7 protein-coding genes and 1 pseudogene are annotated in these 15,565 nt (G+C 64.7%); 4 read left to right on the top strand and 4 right to left on the bottom strand.

The genetic code is table 11. The features are described from left to right. Nucleotides 1-154: 154 nt before the first annotated feature. The 4 genes and pseudogenes from H3Z74_RS07935 to H3Z74_RS07920 all read left to right on the top strand — a co-directional run bounded on the left by H3Z74_RS07935 (nt 155) and on the right by H3Z74_RS07920 (nt 9,452). Nucleotides 155-1,501 (top strand): multiheme c-type cytochrome, encoded by a 1,347-nt coding sequence (locus H3Z74_RS07935; RefSeq protein ID WP_187763359.1) that lies wholly within the window; start codon nt 155-157, stop codon nt 1,499-1,501. A gap of 173 nt (nt 1,502-1,674) precedes the next feature. Next, nucleotides 1,675-3,633 (top strand): heme-binding protein, encoded by a 1,959-nt coding sequence (locus H3Z74_RS07930; protein ID WP_187763358.1) that lies wholly within the window; start codon nt 1,675-1,677, stop codon nt 3,631-3,633. A gap of 2 nt (nt 3,634-3,635) precedes the next feature. Beyond that, entirely contained in the window at nt 3,636-5,468 is a 1,833-nt protein-coding gene (locus H3Z74_RS07925; protein ID WP_187763357.1) for a hypothetical protein, read from the top strand. Continuing rightward, a pseudogene (locus H3Z74_RS07920) lies at nt 5,468-9,452 on the top strand (LVIVD repeat-containing protein). Before H3Z74_RS07925 ends, H3Z74_RS07920 begins: the two are co-directional and overlap by 1 nt. A gap of 21 nt (nt 9,453-9,473) precedes the next feature. On the opposite strand, the gene H3Z74_RS07915 reads toward H3Z74_RS07920, so the two are convergent. The 4 genes from H3Z74_RS07915 to H3Z74_RS07900 form a co-directional block, all read right to left on the bottom strand. Then, nucleotides 9,474-10,322 carry a phosphodiesterase gene (locus tag H3Z74_RS07915; RefSeq protein WP_187764227.1) on the bottom strand — a complete coding sequence of 283 codons (849 nt, stop codon included), beginning with the start codon at nt 10,320-10,322 and terminating at the stop codon, nt 9,474-9,476. A gap of 14 nt (nt 10,323-10,336) precedes the next feature. Continuing rightward, on the bottom strand, nt 10,337-12,148 hold the full coding sequence (locus H3Z74_RS07910) for a cytochrome c3 family protein (RefSeq protein WP_187763356.1): 1,812 nt from the start codon (nt 12,146-12,148) through the stop codon (nt 10,337-10,339). 10 nt (nt 12,149-12,158) lie between these two features. Then, a complete protein-coding gene (locus H3Z74_RS07905) occupies nt 12,159-12,926 on the bottom strand; it encodes a hypothetical protein (protein ID WP_315443966.1) in 768 nt (255 codons plus the stop codon). A 110-nt stretch (nt 12,927-13,036) separates the two neighbouring features. Further along, nucleotides 13,037-15,490, bottom strand: coding sequence for a cyclic nucleotide-binding domain-containing protein (locus H3Z74_RS07900; protein WP_229726968.1), 2,454 nt, complete (start codon nt 15,488-15,490; stop codon nt 13,037-13,039). Nucleotides 15,491-15,565 lie beyond the last annotated feature (75 nt).

Here is a 15,565-nt window from a genome sequence, read left to right as displayed (position 1 = left end):
TGTTCCGACGCGGCCATTTCGGGCAGGATTATCAGGAGGGTTGCGTGCGTAAGTTGCGTTGCCGAGATGCACAGCATCCGGTGGCCAAAGGGGAATAGCTCGCAGCATGGCGATCGCTGGCCATATCATTGGATCACGTCTGGCCGCGCTCACAATGGGCGTAGCGAGCCTGAGCTTATTGACGCTGGCCCTACTGGTCGGATCCCCCGGATCGCGCGCCGATGCCGCCGACCGGGATCAGGGCAGTTACCAGGGGGTTGCGAGTTGCGCCGGATCGACCTGCCACGGCCGGATGGAGGCCGATGGCGCCGTGGTCCGCCAGGACGAGCTGATGCGCTGGCAGGAACCCTCCACCCCGGGCGGCGCACATAGTCGAGCTTTCTCCGTCCTGTCCGGCGCACGTGCGCGCCAGATCGCGGCGACGCTTGGCCTCGGCGATCCAACCGCGTCGCAGAGTTGCACCGGATGCCATGCCACACCAACCGGCGGATCACGCGGCGCGCGCTTCCAGCAGGGCGACGGTGTTGGCTGCGAGGCGTGCCATGGGCCCAGTTCTGGCTGGATCGCTTCGCATTATGCGGTCGGCGCGAGCCATGCCGCGAATGTGTCGCGCGGTATGGTGGCACTCGATCAGCCCGCAACACGCGCCGCGGTATGCCTCGATTGCCATTTCGGTAGCAGCAGGCCGGGTCAGTTCGCTTCGCACCGGCTCTATTCGGCGGGCCATCCGCGCATCTCGTTCGAACTCGACCTGTTCTCGACGATGCAGCAGCATCATGACGAGGATGCGGATTATGTCCGGCGCAAGGGGCGGCCGGATAGCGCGCGAACCTGGGCGGTCGGCCAGGCCATGGCGGTCAATCGCGCACTGACCCTTTATGCGACCCCGCGCGGCAGCGAAGGTGCTTTCCCCGAATTCGCCTTTTTCGACTGCCATAGCTGCCACCGCAAGATCTACGATCAGGAAGACCGGGTGAAGACCTGGGAGAGCAATCCCGGCCGGCCGATCCCGGCCGGCATGCCGCCGTTCAACGATGAGAATATGATCCTGCTCGGCGCCGCTGCGCGTGTCGCGGCGCCCGACATGGCTACGCGCTTCGACAGCGACAGCCGCGCCTTCCACACCGCGCTGGGCAAGGATCGCGCCTCGGCCATCGCGGCGGGACAAAGACTGGCGGCTACCGCATCCGGGCTTGCCTCAGCGCTATCGGCAGGGAGTGGCGGCGGCGACACCGCCTTTGCGATGGTCGATGCGATCGCCGGCCCAGCGACCGTGCCACGCTTCACCGATTATGAAGGCTCGGTGCAGGCGGTAATGGCAATCGACACCTTGCTCAACGCGCTGGTCAAGCAGGGCCGGATTACGCTCGGCGCGGCGGCGGGCATCCGCGCCAATATCAACCGCGCTTATGCCGCGGTGCGTGATCCGAACGATTATCGCGGTCCCGCCTTCCGCGCCTCGCTTGCCGAGGCCGTGCGCAGCATCCGAGTGCTGCGGTGATGTCGCCTAGCTACGTTCCTGCGAAACCTTTCGGCTTCCCCGGCGAAGGCCGGGGCCCAGTCGAGAAGGTCGAGGTAACAAAGCGAAGCACCAAGCCAACAAATGCTTTCCATCTGGGCCCCGGCCTTCGCCGGGGAAGCAGGAGGGATAAGTCGGATTCCATGCTGCCCGGCATGAGGCACGGGTCGGCACTGCTCGCCGGTATCTCACTACTGCTCGCCTCATGCGGGGGCGGTGGAAGCGGCAGCAGTGGCGGCGGGAGTCCGACCCCGACGCCCTCTCCTCCTCCCGGCAATCTCTACGCCGTTCCTGCCGCCGAAGCGCTGAGCATCACCGATGTGCAGACGATCATCGCCCGTGCCGCCGCCGAAGCGCGCGCGCGCAGCCTGCCTGCCGTGATCACCGTGGTCGACCGCGTCGGCAATGTGCTGGCGGTGTTTCGCATGACCGGCGCACGTGCCACCGCGACGACCAGCGCAGCACCCAATGGAGCGAATATCGACGCACAGAACCTGATCGTGCCGGCCGAAGCAGGCGCGATCGCCAAGGCGGTGACCGGCGCCTATCTGTCGAGCAGCGGCAATGCCTTTTCGACCCGCACTGCGAGCCAGATCATCCAGCCGCATTTCCCGCCCGCGCCCTCGACCGCCGGCCTGGAAAGCGGCCCCCTGTTCGGCGTGCAGTTCAGCCAACTGCCCTGTTCCGATCTGGCGGCGCGCTATGTGTCGGGCGGCGGCGGTGCACTGATCGGCCCAAAGCGCTCGCCGCTTGGCCTGTCGGCCGATCCCGGCGGCTTTCCGCTGTACAAGAATGGCGTAGTGGTCGGCGGCATCGGCGTCATGGCCGATGGCGTTTATGGCTTCGATCCCGATACCCTGAACGTCGACAACGACCCGGAGGAATATATCGCGCTTGCCGGCACGGTCGGTTTCGAAGCGCCCGAAGGCATCCGCGCCAACCACATCTTTGTCGACGGCACGCAGTTGCGCTTCAGCGATGCAAGCTATGCCGGCCTGACCAGCAGCGGTACGCCGAGTTATGCCGTGACCGATCCGGCGCTCGGCAGCCTGGTCGCGGTGCGCGGCTATTTCGGCACGCCGATGCCAGTGATCCTCGCCGGCACTGCCTATGGTAGTGAAGCCTCAGGCATTCGCGCCGCCACGGCAGCCGAATTCGCCAATCGCGATGCCTTTATCCTGACCGATGGATCAGGCGCCAATCGCTTCCCGGTCCGTGCTGGCACCGACGGCGCAGACCTCGCCCAGCCACTCTCCGCCGCCGAGACCAGGGCGGTGCTGGAGGAAGCTTTCACGATCATGAGCCGCGCCCGCGCGCAGATCCGCCAACCGCTCGACAGCCGCGCCCAGGTCACCATATCGCTGGTCGATACGCGCGGCGCCGTGCTTGGCGTGGTGCGCTCGCCCGATGCGCCGATCTTCGGCACCGATGTTTCGCTGCAAAAGGCACGCACCGCCGCGTTCCTCTCCAACAGCCATGCCGCCATCCAGTTGCTCGGCGATCCAAGCGCCGATGTTCGGGGATCTGCCGGTGCGACGCGCAGCTTCCTCAACGATCCGGCCGCCCTGACCGGCGCCACTGCCTTTACCGATCGCGCCACCGGCCTGCTCGCGCGACCCTATTTCCCCGACGGCGAGGTTGGCAGTCCCAACGGCCCGCTGTCGCGCCCGATCGCGCAGTTCAATCCCTTCTCGACCGGGCTGCAATCGGCATTGATACTCACCAATCTCGGCCAGCATCTCGCCTTCGTCACTGGCGCAAGCCCCACAGATACGCCGCAGCGCTGCAGCTTCATTCCCGACGCGGCGATGGGCCAGAATCGGTTGCAGAACGGCCTGCAGATCTTTCCCGGATCGGTGCCGATCTATCGCGGATCGGTACTGGTCGGCGCGATCGGCGTGTCGGGCGACGGCATCGACCAGGATGACATGATCGGTTTTCTCGGGCTCGACAGAGGTGGCGCGCGGGTCGGTGGCATCGGCAATGCACCAACCGCGATCCGGGCCGATACCCTGGTCGTGCCGATCGGCAGCGGAGTGCGCCTGCGCTACGTCAATTGCCCGTTCGCGCCGTTCCTCGACACATCCGCCCAGAATGTCTGTGCGGGGCTATAGCCATGGCACCGTCGCTCATGCCGATGCTCGCGCTGGCGCTGCAGGCGACAGCACCGCCCCAGGACGTGCCACCGCCACCGCAGGAAGAAGCGAAGGATCCCCTCGCCTCGCCGGTCGACACGATCGAGGGCCGCCGCCGCCCAGGCTATGAAAAGCCGCTGCCCGACCCGGTCACTCAGAACAATATCGGCGCAGTGCGCGCGCCACCGCCCGAAGCCTTTCCGACCGATCAGGTGCCGGTGCCGGATCGCTGGCGGCTGATCGAATCTCTCGGAGTGATCAAAGAGCGCTGGTTCGACCCGTACAACCAGAATACGCTGAAGGGCGATCGCCCGATCAACCGCGCCAAGGTGCCATGGCTGCCGATCCATCACGACGACTGGTTCTTCGTCGCCAGCGCGGTGAGCGACACGGTGATCGAGCCGCGCACTTTCCCGATCCCGGTCGGGGTACAGACCACCGAACGGCCGCAAAGCCTCGATGTGTTCGGCAAGGACGCAAGCTATATCCTGTCGCAGACCTTCATCGTCGGCGCGGCGCTGATCAAGGGATCGACCGCGTTCAAGCCGCCCGAGGTCGAGTATCGCCTCAGCCTCGCGTTCAATGTCAGCCATGTGAATGTGCCCGAGCGCCGCGTGCTGTTCGTCCAGCCGAGCAAGCCGAGCCACCGCACCGACCATTTCCTCGGCGTGCAGGAAGCCTTTGTCGATTATCACCTGCGCAACACATCTGACCGCTATGACTTCAGATCGATCAGGATCGGAATTCAACCTTTTCAGAGCGACTTCCGTGGCTTTCTGTTCAACGATCAACAGCTAGGGCTGCGCTTCTTCGGCAATCGCGACAATAACCGTTTCCAGTTCAATCTCGCAGCCCTCTGGCGGCTGGAGAAGGACACCAATTCCGGCCTGAACAGCGTGGTGCAGCGGCCGCGCGACGATTGGGTGTTCGCCGCCAATCTCTACCGCCAGGATTTCCTCATTCCCGGCCTGACCAGCCAGATCACCGCAGTCTATAACCGCAATCGCGAAAGCGGCCGGATCGAGATCGACGATAATGGCTTCCCGGTCCGTCCAGCCCTGCTCGGCGACCTGCGCGGGCGCGATTATGACGTGGTCTATCTCGGTTATAATGCCGATGGCCGGATCGGGCGGTTCAACCTGACCGCGTCCGCCTATGCCGCTTTGGGCGAGGACCGGAACAGCTTCTTCACCAGCCGCCCGGCGCAGATTCGCGCCTTTTTCGGGGCGGGCGAGTTGAGCTACGACCATGACTGGATCCGCATCCGCGCATCGGCGCTCTATGCCAGCGGCGATACCGATCCCTATGACGACAAGGAAAGCGGCTTCGACGCGATCTTCGAGAATCCGGTCTTTGCCGGCGCCGACACCAGCTACTGGATCCGCCAGACCATTCCCTTTGCCGGCGGCGGCCGTGCCGTGGCGATCAGCGGACGCAACGGCATCCTCAATTCGCTGCGCTCGTCCAAGGAACAGGGTCAGTCGAACTTCAACAATCCGGGTACGGTGCTGGCCGGTGCAGGGGCGGATTTCGACCTGACGCCCGGTATCCGTTTGTCTACCAATATCAATCACCTCTGGTTCGCATCGACCAATGTATTGCAGACGCTGCGCAACGAAGGGAGCATCCCGAGAGATATCGGCTGGGACCTGTCGGCGGCGACGATCTGGCGGCCCAAGGCGACGCAGAACATCGTCTTCCGCCTGTCCGGCGCAGTGCTGGCACCGGGCAAGGGCTTTCGCGACCTGTTCGCCAATAGCGACCGGAACCGGGCGTATTACTCGGTCCTCGCCAATGTGATCCTGAGCTACTGATGCGCGCTTTACCCCGCCTCTCCGCCTCCTTCTGGTGCCTGGCGACGGCGGTGTTGGCTTTTGCCGTGTCCCTGCTGCTGCCCAGCGCGCTTCATGCCAGCGATGAGGAGAAAGCGGTGGCGCGAGTCTATCTCGCCGCGCCGCCGGCGCCGATGAGCCAGACTGCGGCGCAAGTCGCGGAGAAATCCGCCGGCTGTTATTCGTGCCATACCCGCACCGACGAACCGACCATGCACAGCTCACCCGCGGTGATGCTTGGCTGTGTCGATTGCCATGGCGGCAATGCCGGCGTGATCGGTGATCCCGGCAAGGGGTTTGACGACCCGGATTATGTCGCCGCGCGCGACCGCGCGCATATTCTACCGATGTACCCGAAGAGCTGGAATTTCCCGGATTCGGCCAATCCCAAACGCAGCTACACCCTGCTCAACCGCGAAGCGCCGGAGTTTATCCGCTTCGTCAATCCGGGCGACTATCGCATCGCGCGCGAAGCTTGTGGCGCGTGCCATATCGAAGTGATCGAAAAGGCCGAGCGGTCGATCATGGCGTCGGGCGCGATGCTGTTCGGCGGCGCGGCCTATAATAACGGCATCGTCCCGTACAAGAATTACCTCTTCGGCGAGGCCTATACGCGTGACGGCGAGCCGGCGAAGATCGTCTCGCCCGGCGCGCCGCCGGGCACGGTGACGGCGGCGGAGAAGGCGCGTGGTGCGCTTGCCGCCCTGTATCCATTGCCGACATGGCAGGTGACGCCGCCGGGTGACGTGTTCCGCGTGTTCGAACGCGGCGGGCGCAATGTGAACACCCAGTTCGCCGAGGTCGGCCTGCCCAATCCCACCGGGTCGATCCAGCGACTGGAGGAGCCCGGCCGGCCCGACCTGAAGCAATCCAATCGCGGCCCCGCCACCGGCCTGCGCGTCGCGATCCCGATCCTCAACATCCACAAGACCCGGCTCAACGATCCGCTGATGTGGTTCATGGGCACCAATGACCAGCCGGGCGATTATCGCGGATCGGGCTGCACCGGCTGTCATGTGATCTACGCCAATGACCGTGAGCCGCGGCACAGCCTGATCTATGCCGAGTTCGGCCGTGACGGGCAGAGCCAGACGGTCGATCCGACCATCGCCGCCAGTGCCGCCCGGGACGGCCATGGCGATCTGGTCCAGCCGGGTATCAAACCAAGCGGCCATCCGCTCAAGCACGCCTTCACCCGCGCCATTCCCACCGCGCAGTGCATGTCGTGTCACATGCACCAGCCCAACATCTTCCTGAACTCCTATCTCGGCTACACGATGTGGGATTATGAATCCGATGCGCCGAAGATGTGGCCGGAGAAGCAGAAATACCCGACCGCCGCCGAGCAGCGCGAGATCCTCGACCGCAATCCCGAGGCGGCGGCGGTGCGCGGCAAATGGGGCGATGTCGATTTCCTGCGTAGTGTCTATGATCTCAATCCCGAACTGAAGGACACGCAGTTCGCCGATTATCACGGCCATGGCTGGAATTTCCGCGGAGTGTTCAAGCGCGATCGCGAGGGCAATCTGCTCGATGCCGAGGGCAATATCGTCTGGCCCGACGATCCCGAGAAATGGCGCCGGAAGGACGAACCCAAGTTCGTGCCCCCCGGCACCAACCCGGGCAAAGCGGTCCATCTGATGGACATCCATGCGGAGAAGGGCCTGCAATGCGCGGATTGCCACTTTGCCCAGGACAGCCATGGCAATGGCCTGATCCAGGGCGAAGTCGCCAATGCGGTGGAGATTGGCTGCAAGGATTGCCACGGCACCGCCGATGCCTATCCGACCTTGCGCACCTCAGGGCCCGCAGCACGGCCACAAGGCAGCGATCTGACCTTGTTGCGCAACCCCGATGGCCAGCGCCGCTTCGAATGGGTTGCCGAAGGCGGCGGACGGCGCAAGCTGGTGCAGCGTTCGATCGTCGACCCCAGCCTTGAATGGACCGTGCATCTGGTGCGCGACAGCGTCGATCCGGCCAGCCCCTATTTCAATGCCAAGGCAGCACGCGCCAAGCTGATGAGCCGGTCGGGCGCCGATGACGGCCGCTTCGCCTTTGGCCCGGGCGTACCGATCACCGACCGTGCGCACCGCGAGAATGAAGTCGCCTGCTTCACCTGCCACCTGAGCTGGACGACCAGTTGCGGCGGTTGTCATTTGCCGATCGAGGCGAACCAGAAGACCAAAAGCCATCATTACGAAGGCGAGGAGACGCGCAACTTCGCGACTTACAACCCGCAGGTCGCGCGCGACGACATGTTCCAGCTTGGCCGCCACCAGACCACCAAGGGTAACCAGGTGGCGCCGGTGCGCTCGACCTCGGCGCTGGTGCTGTCATCGACCAACGTCAATCGCGAGCGCATCTATATCCAGCAGCCGCCGATCAGCGCGATCGGCTTTTCATCCCAAGCCTTTGCGCCGCATTTCCCACACACTGTGCGCACCACCGAGACCAAGACGTGCAGCGACTGCCACCTCTCGGTGAAGGACGACAATAACGCGATCATGGCGCAGCTGCTGTTGCTCGGTACCAACTATGTCAATTTTGTCGGGCTCAACGCCTGGACCGGACTGGATGGCGGGTTCGAGGCGGTACGGGTGACCGAATGGGACGAGCCGCAGGCGGTGATCGGGTCCTATCTGCAGAAATATGCCTATCCCGATTACTGGCGCATGCATGTCGAGCAGAATGGCCGCGAGCTGCGCAACTGGGTGCGCGGCAAGACCTTCGATCGGAAATTATCAGGCGAGACCCGACCCAAGGAAGAGTTCAGCAACGTCGTGCAGGGCACGTCGGATCGGGTCGGCTGCCTGCAATTGCGCGGCGAATATATGTATGTCGCCGAGGGGCGCGGCGGTTTTCGCGTTTATGACGTCGCGTCGATCGCCAACAAGGGTTTCTCCGAGCGGATCGTCTCGGCGCCCTTCTCGAAGCTCGGGCAGGACACGCATGTCGCCTCGCCCAACGCGACCTGCATGGCACTGCCGACCGACCAGCCGATCAATCCGTTGCGCAATACCCAGGTGATGCGCGACGCCAACCAGGAACAGCCTTTCCTGCCGATCTACAGCTATGCCGCGATCACCGATGCGGTCGAAGGGCTGATCCTCGTCAATATCGAGACGATGGCGGATGGCGAGTTCCGCAACAACTTCCTCAAGCGTGCCGTTACCTGGAACGAAGGCGGTGTGCTGAAGGGCGCGCGGCACATCATCCTCGCCGGCGAGGTGGCCTATATCACTGCCGATGCCGGACTCGTGGTGGTCGATCTGGCCGATCCGCTTCACCCGAAGCTCGCCGCCGTGCGGCCGCTGCGCGATGCGCGGGCGAGCGCGATCCAGTTCCGCTATCTCTGGGTTACCGATGCCGAGGGCGTGAAGCTGTTTGACGTGACACGGCTGCGCGATCCCGTCGCGGTGCCGTCGGGCACGATCCCGCTCGGCGATGCCCGCCGTCTCTATGTCGCGCGCACCTATGCCTATATCGCCGCCGGCGCCTGATGGGCTGGTGATCGCCAATGTGACCAACCCGACCCGGCCAGTGATCTATTCGCGGGAGAGCTTCGGTGGGCGGATGAACGACACGCAGGACGTGATCGTCGGCAGCACCAATGCCTCGCTGTTCGCCTATGTCGCCGATGGCCGCAACGGGATGAAGGTGATCCAACTCACCTCCCCGGCCAGCCAGCCCAATTTCTATGGCTTCTCGCCGGCACCCAGGCCCGAGCTGATCGCCTGGGCGAAGACGCCCACCCCTGCCTTGTCGATGTCGAAAGGCCTCGACCGCGACCGTGCAGTCGATGAGACCGGCGGGCAGATCGCGGTATTCGGGCGGCTGGGCTCGCGCCCCTTCACGCGGGTCGAAATGGAGCGGCTATTCCTCAACCGCAGCGGCGTACCGTACAAGGTCAGCGATGCGGTCGATATGAGTGCCTGGCGACCGCCATTGAAGGTGCCGGCCAGCTGACCTTTCTCCCTGTGAGACTCCTTACGAAGGTCGCTCCGCAAACAGCCCGCGCACCAGCGGCTGCATCGTCTCGTCGAACTGCGCCAGCGTCTCGCGCGGTTGTGCCGTGTCGAAGTGCGTGACCAGCCCGCCACCGCTCCATCGGTGCAGCGCATAGCCGGGCGGGTCATTCGTCACCATCGGCCGACCATCCATCGCCTCGGGATCGATCGGACGCAGGTCGAGTGCCAGCTGCGCCGAGGTCGCCGGGCAGACCGTTACGGGCACGCCGCGCCATGACGCCACGATCGGCCGGTGGAGATGCCCGCACCAGATCGCCTCGATCTGCGTATGCCCGGCGATCACATCGGTAAAGCGTGCAACCCAGGGCTCGTTGCTCTTGGTGCTCATCCAGTCGATGCCGGCATCGAAGGGCGGATGGTGCATGACGATGATCGTCGGCACGTCGCGCTGCTCGAAAAGCTGCTCTGCCAGCCAGGCCGCGCGGATCTCGCAGAAGCCGCCGCCGTGCCGCCCGGGCTCGAGTGTATCGAGAAGGATGATCCGCAGCCCGTCGAGCGCTACGCAATAGTGAGCGAAGCCCGAGGTCATCGGTATTTGTGGGAAAACCCTGGCAAACGTCTCGCGATCGTCGTGATTGCCGAGGCAGGGATAGACCGGAAACGGGCAGGCTTCGAATGCGGCGGCGCAGCGCCGATAGCTCTCCGCATCGCCCTTATCGACCAGGTCGCCCGAGACGATCATCAGGTCGGGCCGGTTCACCCCCTCGGTCAGCAGCGCCAGCACCGCATCGAGCCGTTGGCGGTTGGGCTCGTCCGGATTGCCGGTCTCGAAGCCGAGATGGGTGTCGGTGATCTGGGCAATCAGCACATTGCCTCCCTTTGTCATGGCACGGCACCCCCGCCGGGGTCCCCCGGCCGCATTGCTGCGACGCGCTTCGGGGACAAGTGCGAGACCCAGGGCGCATCGGGACCCGCATGATAGCTATGGCAGGACGCGCAGGTCGAGGGCACTTTCGCCTTTGACCCCTCACCCCCATGGCAGGTGCGGCACGTCGCAATGCCGGGCAACAGCAGGTCGGCCGAGCGCATGGATGAAGGCGCGGCATGGCAGCTGACACAAGTCTCGGTACGGTGCGGTTTATGGTCGAACCAGCCCTTCATCATATAACGCGAAGCCTGATGCACCGGCATCACCGTCCAATCCGCCGCACCGCCGACGCCCGGCGGCGTAACCGTGTGACAATCGAAACATGCGCCGCCGGGCGAGAAGACCGCCCGGATCGCCGCGTCGCCAGCAGCCGGACGGCGCGCGGCAGCGCCGAAATAGATGTTGTAGACTTGCCCCTCGGCATAATGGCCCGGCCGCCGGCGCGCCATCCCGCCAAGCTGGAGCGGACGCGGTGGCGCGGTCGAGCGGTAGAGCGCGCGCAGATCGGCCATCATCTGCGCCGCGTCGCCATGGCGCAGCGTACGCACTGTTCCGCCGATCCGGTCAAAGGCGAGGCTGTGACAGGCCTGGCAATCCTGCTCCATATCGACCGGCAGGAAGCGCACCCCATCGGCGGTCGGGCGGTGACAATCGGCGCAGACCAACGCGTCGCCATAGCCTTTGCGATCCCGGAGCGTCCGCGCCATCTGCGCCGCGCCGCCGCGCGTATCGAGATGGAGCTTGTGCGGGAATTTCAGCCCGCTTTCGTCGAGTGGCCGGGCATCAAGCGACACGCGCGACAGTGCCGGCTGCGCGCCGGCCTTCGCCGCGACCAGCGGACGGAATTGCGGATGCGTGGTGCCAAAGTCACCGGCATTCTCGATCTTCGTATCGGCCAGCCTCTGCTTCAGGCTGCCATGACAATCGGTGCAGAAGGCCTGGGCGGTCGGCGGCATCGGCCCGGCCCCCTCATGCTCGGTGTGGCAATCGACGCACGCCCCGGCTTCCGGCTTGCCGAACGCAGTCGCGACGCCTTGCAGCAGGCGCCCGCCAAGGCCGGGCATTGCGCGGGCGCCGGCAAGGCGCGATGGCGGAGCATGCTCATGCGCGTCCTTATGACAAGCGGTGCAACTCGTATCGCGCACCGACACAAACGCCTGCTGGTGACAGGCGGTGCACTTCCCCTCCAGTTCGTGATGCGCCTGGCTCAGCGGCCCGCTCGACCAATTATGGTCAGCCGTGAAGGCATAGATGCTGCGCTTGTCCTCGGCCGGGTGCATGAAGGTCCAAACCGGCCAGGCCAGGAAGACGAGCAGGATGCCGATCGCCAGGATATAGGCTGACCGGCGCTTACTCAGCATCAGGTCGTGCAGCGAAAAGGCCGTCGCCTCCTCGCGATATTCGGCAGCGTCCGACACCGCCTCGACCCGCTGGACGGTGAGGACGACATGGTCCTCGGCATCGTGCGAAACGGTGATGCGGTGACCGCCGATCGCGATTTCGGCGCCCTTGGCGCTGTTGACGTCGCATTTGCTCCGCGTCCGCCCATCGACCTCGAAACCGAGCGTGCCCAGCGCGGTAATCGTGATGCGCTTGTCGTCCTGCAGGTCGATCCGCGCATGATAAGGCGTGACTGCCAGGTCGGGCAGCGCGATGTCATTGTTCGCCGCACGGCCAATGGTCAGGCTGTCGTCGGCATGGGTGACGCCGCGTACGATCTCACGCCCGTCGGCGGTGTGGCTGATCTGCCGGATCAGGAAGCTCATCCGCCCCGCCTCACCAGTAGAAGAACACGCTGACGATATGCGCCGTCAGCGCGGCGAGCAGCGCAAAGGTCACCGGCACATGGATATATAGCCAGATCTCGAGCATCGCCTTGTAGCGCAGATGCCGCCGCAGCTGCACCAGCATCGCCATCTTGCGGTCGAGCAGCGCGTCGATCTTCTCGAGTGGATCGGTACCGACGTCGGGGCGCGGGCCGGTGCTCCGGCGGATCTCCTCGAAGCTCTGTGCGGTCGCGCAGCGCGGGTAGCGGCCGGTCAGCCGCGCCGCGATCCCGCCACCGAACGGGTCCTGCTCAAGCGAGCGCTGCACGATCGCCGCCTCGCGCTGCGGTAGCGGCTGTGCGGAATCGTGGAGCTGGCGATCGACCGCGCGCAAGCCGTCGAGCATCTGCATCTGCGTCATCTGCTCGCGATTGTCGCTCATCCGCCGCGGGATCACGGCATAGACCGAGATGCCGAAGATCCCCGACAGGATCACCAGCATCATCAGCACATAAGCCAGAGTGTGCACGTTCCAACCGAACTGGAACCCGGTGTGCAGGGTGCCGATCACCACCAGGCTGAGCCCGAGATAGACATGCGCGCTCGTCCACGCCTTGAGCGACCAGCGCCCGCTGGTCATCGCGCGCTTGCGCAGCCCAAGCGCGGTCAGCCACAGGATCAGCAGGACTCCGATCGTGCCGAGCGTATAGCCATACCAGCTGCCGCCATTGGGCCGCGGTCGCACGTCGATCAGCAGATAGGCGAGCGTCACGACCATGCTCAGCCCGACCGAGATCTTCAGCCAGCGAAAGTTCCGGTGGCGCAGGAATCCGTCATGTCGCGCAGTGGCATTGGTCGCCCCGCGGACGGCAATGGCCGATCGGCTGACTATGACTGTTCCTCGCTCTCGAGCCGCGCGACCGTGAGGAATTCCTCCGGCGCGACGCGGATCGCGGCGCCGGTCGGGCAAGCGCGAACACAGGCGGGACCGCCGGTAATGCCGGCGCACATGTCGCACTTGATCGCCTTTTTGGGCTTTTCGACCCCAGGCTTGCCATGCTTGGCGCGCCATTTCTTGGACGGCTCTCCGGGGCCCGGCCCCGCGCCGAGCATCAGCCAGCTCATCAGCCCGGGCTTTTTCGGCGGCACGCTTTCCATGCGGATCACGCCATAAGGGCAGTTTCGCTGGCAATTGCCGCAGCCGATGCAGCTGTCGTCGATGAACACCTCGCCATCCTGGCCGCGATGGATCGCATTGGGCGGGCAATCGGCCATGCAGTGCGGATGCTCGCAATGCCGGCAGCTGGTCGGCACATGGAGATGCGCATAGGTCCGCCCGGTCTCACGGTCGAGCCGCGACAGTCCTTCATGGCTGTCGGCACAGGCCTTTTCGCAATTGTCGCAACCGACACACAGATTCTCGTCGATCAACAGCACGTCGGTCGCCTCGCCGATGCCGTTCTCGACCAGGAACGTCGCGGTCTGCGAATACATGTCGACCACGCCCGAAAAGCTGTTCTTGCGGCTCTCGACAAAGGCGTTGACGTTCTGCCGTGCGGCCATGTCCGCGCGGGTGCGGTCGAGCAGCCGGGGCTTGGCCCGCATCAGCCGGCTGAACGCCGCGCCGTGAAGCCGGATCACCTCCGACTTGACCGCCGCCTTGACCGTCGCGGTGCGCGGGCCGCCGGAGATCAGTGCCATCTCCCCGACATAGGATCCGGCCGGAAGATAGGACAGGAACACCGGTTTCTTGCCGACCATCTTCTCGACGATCATGCTGCCGACGCGGATGACGAAAATGTCCTCGCCATCCTCCCCTTCGGTGATGATCGGCTGGCCGGCGCTGACCGTGATCAGCTCCGCCGTGTCGAGCACTTCGACCAGATCGGCAGCGGTCAGGCCGGAGGCGAACAGCTGCAGCAATTGCCGTTCGACCGAAATACGCGTGACGGCGCGCTTCGCCGCCGGGACCGACGCCATCAGCTTGAGCGCCGCGGTACGCGGCACCTCCACCATGATCGCCGGGCTGCCCGCCACCACGGTCGCACCACGACGCCGGCCCGAAATCAGCCCGACCTCGCCTATGATCGAGCCCTGTTCGATCAATGCGGTATTCGCCGGATCGTCCTTGTCGACCTGAACCAAAGCGGTCCCCTCAGCGAGGGCGAACAGCGACGAGCCGGGGTCGTTGCGCTCGAAGATCGTTTCGCCGGGCTTGAAGGCCCGAACTTCGGCGCCGAGCATGAACTCGCGCATCTGCAAGGGCGACAGCTCGTTCAGAATCGAGATATTGGTGCGCAGCAGATCGAGCCAGTCGTCGACCGAGCGGTTCACGCGGAGACGCTCGAACTTGGCCTCGAGGATCGGCTCGTCGGCCGGCTTCAGCAAGTGGTTGCCGTTGATGAACTCGACCACGTCATGGCCCTGGTTCATGCAATGCTTGATCAGCGGATAGCCGGCGAGCGCACCGATCACGAAGATACCGGGATTGGTGGATTCGAACACCGGCGACAGTTTGGGAAACGCCTCACGATCGGCGCTGCTGAACTCGACCCCGCATGCCTCGACAAAGGCGCGCGGCGCGGCGGAGCCCATCCGCGCGATGATCCGGTCGCAACGGATCGTCGTCTGCCCGTCGGGCGCGTCGAGCATCAACTGACCACCGCGCACCTCGCACGGCGTGGTCTGCAGCCGGATCGTGATCCGCCCGGCCTCCGCTGCCTCGGTGAGCAGTTTGACATTGGCGTTCTTGGCACGCGCGAAATCGGTCGAGCGGTTGAGGATCGTGATGACATTGCCCTGCGCGGCATCGGCGGCGAGCCCGAGCGCATTCTCGATCCCCGCATCGCCCGATCCAATCACGGTGATATGCTCGTCGATATACGCGCCGGGATCATCGAGTTGATACTGGACATGGCCCATGTCGCTGCCGGTGCAGCGCATCAGGTTGGGATTGCCCTGCGTGCCGATCGCCAGCACCACTGTCTCGGCGGTAATGAACGCGCCGTCCGTCAGAGCGAGAGTAAAATCACCTTCGGCGCCGGTGATCGACTTTACCTCGCTGCGATAGCGGACGTTGATGCCATGTTCGGATGCAAGCCGGTTCCACGCATCGAGGATCGCCTCGCGCTTGCCCGCCGCGAAGGCCATGTCGGAGCGCAGCGTGAGCTGGCTGGGCGTCGCCATGACATGCTTGCCCTTTTGGTATTTGAAGATGGTGTCCGACAGATGATCGGTCTTCTCCAGCAGGACGTGCGACAGACCGAGCTGCGCGGCACGCGCGGCGGCACTCAGGCCGGCCGGACCCGAGCCGATGATCGCGATGCGGACTTTATCCGCCACGCATTTACTCCCCAGTTGTCCCCGTTGTACAAAAGCGACATCCAATCGGGATTGCACTTTCGACAGACCAGTAGA

The organism is Sphingomonas alpina (assembly GCF_014490665.1).
GTDB lineage: Bacteria > Pseudomonadota > Alphaproteobacteria > Sphingomonadales > Sphingomonadaceae > Sphingomonas > Sphingomonas alpina.
Note: the sequence above shows the minus strand (reverse complement) of the source record. Positions and strands in the feature narration are given on the sequence as shown.

Coding starts and splice junctions, on each gene's coding strand:
- H3Z74_RS07925 (WP_187763357.1), top strand. CDS start 3,636: ATGGCACCGTCGCTCATGCCGATGCTCGCGCTGGCGCTGCAGGCGACA.
- H3Z74_RS07910 (WP_187763356.1), bottom strand. CDS start 12,148: ATGAGCTTCCTGATCCGGCAGATCAGCCACACCGCCGACGGGCGTGAG.
- H3Z74_RS07905 (WP_315443966.1), bottom strand. CDS start 12,926: ATGGTCGTGACGCTCGCCTATCTGCTGATCGACGTGCGACCGCGGCCC.
- H3Z74_RS07930 (WP_187763358.1), top strand. CDS start 1,675: ATGAGGCACGGGTCGGCACTGCTCGCCGGTATCTCACTACTGCTCGCC.
- H3Z74_RS07935 (WP_187763359.1), top strand. CDS start 155: ATGGGCGTAGCGAGCCTGAGCTTATTGACGCTGGCCCTACTGGTCGGA.